Source organism: Pseudomonas sp. NBRC 111143 (assembly GCF_001320965.1).
Taxonomy (GTDB): domain Bacteria; phylum Pseudomonadota; class Gammaproteobacteria; order Pseudomonadales; family Pseudomonadaceae; genus Aquipseudomonas; species Aquipseudomonas machongensis.
Genome location: NZ_BCBT01000104.1, coordinates 1 through 2,669, shown reverse-complemented (window position 1 = coordinate 2,669; position 2,669 = coordinate 1). Strand labels below are relative to the sequence as shown.

Below are 2,669 nucleotides of genomic sequence, written 5' to 3'. Positions count from 1 at the left end.
GCGTGACCTGCGCCTGGTGGCGAGCAAAGTCAGCGCTGGCGAGGAAGCCTACCTGGTGGCGGGCGACAAGCTGGAGCTGCTGGCGGCCAACGACAGCCAGTACTCGCTGTACGACATGAGCAAGAAAGGCGGCTGGGGCAGCAAGCAGACCCAGCGCGACGAAGTCACCGACGTCAAGGCGGTGGGTAGCGAAGTCAGCAGCGGTGGTGATCTGACGCTCAAGAGCGGTGGTGATCAGCTGTACCAGGGGGCGAAGCTCGCCTCGGGTAATGACCTGACCATCGATAGTGGCGGCGCGGTGACGTTCGAGGCGGTCAAGGACCTGCATCAGGAGAGTCACGAGAAGAGCAAGTCGGATCTGGCGTGGACCAGCGCCAAAGGCAAGGGAAGTACTGATGAGACGCTGCGCCAGACCTTGATGGTAACCCAGGGGGAATTGGCGATTCGGGCCGCTGGCAAAATAAATATTGATATTAAGCAAATTGACCAGAACACCGTCAGCCAAACAATTGATGCAATGGTCCGAGCAGAACCCCAACTGGCGTGGATCAAGCAGGCCGAGGCCAGCGGACAAGTGGATTGGCGAGTAGTAAAAGAAATTCACGACAGCTGGGATTACAAAAATTCAGGACTGGGAGCAGCACCCGCCCTGATTATTTCGATTGTCGCGAGCGTCTACCTTGGTCCTCTTGCAGGTGCCATGGCCAGTAACTTTGCAGTAGGAACCATAAACGGTGGTGGAGACATCGGTGCTGGCCTAAAAGCGGCAACCAGCAGCAAGGCCATAAAGGGATACGCTACGCAGATGGTGACAAGCGGAATTTTGAGTGGAATAGACACAGCAGTTGCGGGGTGGAATCCCGATGGCCCGTTGGTTCTGAGTGCCAATGGCATTAATAATCCAGGGTATAGCTCTGGTATGTTGGATTGGAGCTCGGTCAGCCAGAACATCCTTCGTAGCAGCACACATGCGTTGGTCGCTGGCAGTGTGAACACAGCGATAAATGGAGGCAGCTTCAAAGATAATCTTGGGGCTGCTGCTGTGTCTGAAGGATTGGATTTGGCGGCGGCCTTCGGTAATAAACAGGTCGGCGATTTGGCTGATTATCTCAACGTCAGTCCTGGCTCTGCACAAAAAATCCTAATGCACGCAGTCTTGGGTGGTGCGCTGTCATCCGCCAAGGGGGGAGACTTCAAAACAGGGGCACTGGCAGGTGCTGCAGCGCAGGGTCTCACGGCGGCTACAAGTGAAGGTCTAGGTAAGTATCTCGATTCACGGTTTGCTACGGACGACCAGTTCAAGGTGGCGACCGCCCAGATTATTGGGGTTTTGGCAGGAGCCCTGGGTAATGGGAACCCTGAAACCGCTAGTTGGGTGGCTGGAAACGCTCAGCGCTATAATGACTTTTTACATCCAGGGGGAAGTTGGGGGGCGGAAGCTGCTAGCTTAGGAGCATATATGGCTGAGCAAGGCAAGACACCCGAGCAGATTTCTGATGCGCTCCAGTCCTTGGCTAGAAGCGATGGGTACAAAGGCCCGGGCCATGATTATGTAGCTGGTTGGGTGTATACTCCGGCTGTGTTAGGCGCGACTATATCGCCCCCGGCAGGACTTGCTGGCGCAGCAATGGGCGGTGTCATTGGCGGTGGTGCTAACATTAGCTATCAATTGTCTACGGATAAACCGTTTAGTTATGTGGATGCCGCCATTGCTACCACTGTGGGTGGCGCAACTCAAGGTCGCGGGGTCGCATTCACTATTGGTGCAGGCACGGGAGGGGCATTTTTAGGGAGCTTGATTAAAGGTGATAGTCCAATATATCCAGTTTTAGGTGCGGCCATCGGCGGTGCTGTGGGTTTGAAAAGTGGGCAAGTTGTAACTGATAAATTGAAGCCGTATCTCGGAAGTTATTCTGAAATTGTAGGTGCCTCTTTGGGGTCTCAGATTTCCGAAGCTACAGGTGGCAAGATAGGATCAATAGGAGATAGCAAATAATGAAACCCAAGTCGAGGTTTCAAGCTTATATACTATTTTTAGTCTATTTGGTTGTTTTGTTTTTCTTTGGAGGGGTCGTATCAAATTTTTTAGGGGCTATAGCCCTGTATTTTAAATATGACACATGGCATTTTGGCTGGGCTGATATTTCCGGCGTGTTTCCTGGATTTCTAGCCTATGCGGTCCCTGTCTGGTTTGGGATATGTCTTGCTTCATATTTCAAATGGGGCGGTGGGAAGTAAATTCCGAAGTAATTTCCGAGCGTGGATTGTTTGAGTCTCAAGGTTTCAAACTTAAGTGAAGCATGCCTGCATTGACCTAGTGTGAGCAATTTAATGCGTCGCAGAGCTACATAGCTCCATTATTAACTGCACGGGCGAAAGTAGAGGCAGCCTAACCCGCCCCGGCCAATGCTTCCTCGCCGGCCAGGCCGCCGACGAGAAGCTGTTCCGCTACCTGATGGACAACGCCATCGCCAGCAAGGACAAGCTGTCGCTGAGCGTAGGCGTGTCGCTCAGCGCCGAGCAGGTCGCCGCGCTGACCCACGACATCGTCTGGATGGAGCAGATCGAGGTCAACGGCGAGAAGGTGCTGGCGTCGGTGCTGTACCTGGCCCACGCCAACGGTCGCGTCGCCGCCAACGGCGCGCTGATTCAAGGCCGTGACGTCAACC

2 protein-coding genes are annotated in these 2,669 nt (G+C 53.9%); both read left to right on the top strand.

Annotated elements, in window-relative coordinates; genetic code table 11:
• A partial coding sequence (locus tag APH44_RS28705; protein WP_177342491.1) for a DUF637 domain-containing protein occupies nt 1-1,996 on the top strand: 1,996 nt, incomplete at its 5' end.
• A 360-nt stretch (nt 1,997-2,356) separates the two neighbouring features.
• Nucleotides 2,357-2,669: hypothetical protein (locus tag APH44_RS28700; protein ID WP_371264444.1), on the top strand; the 313-nt coding region annotated here is incomplete at its 3' end.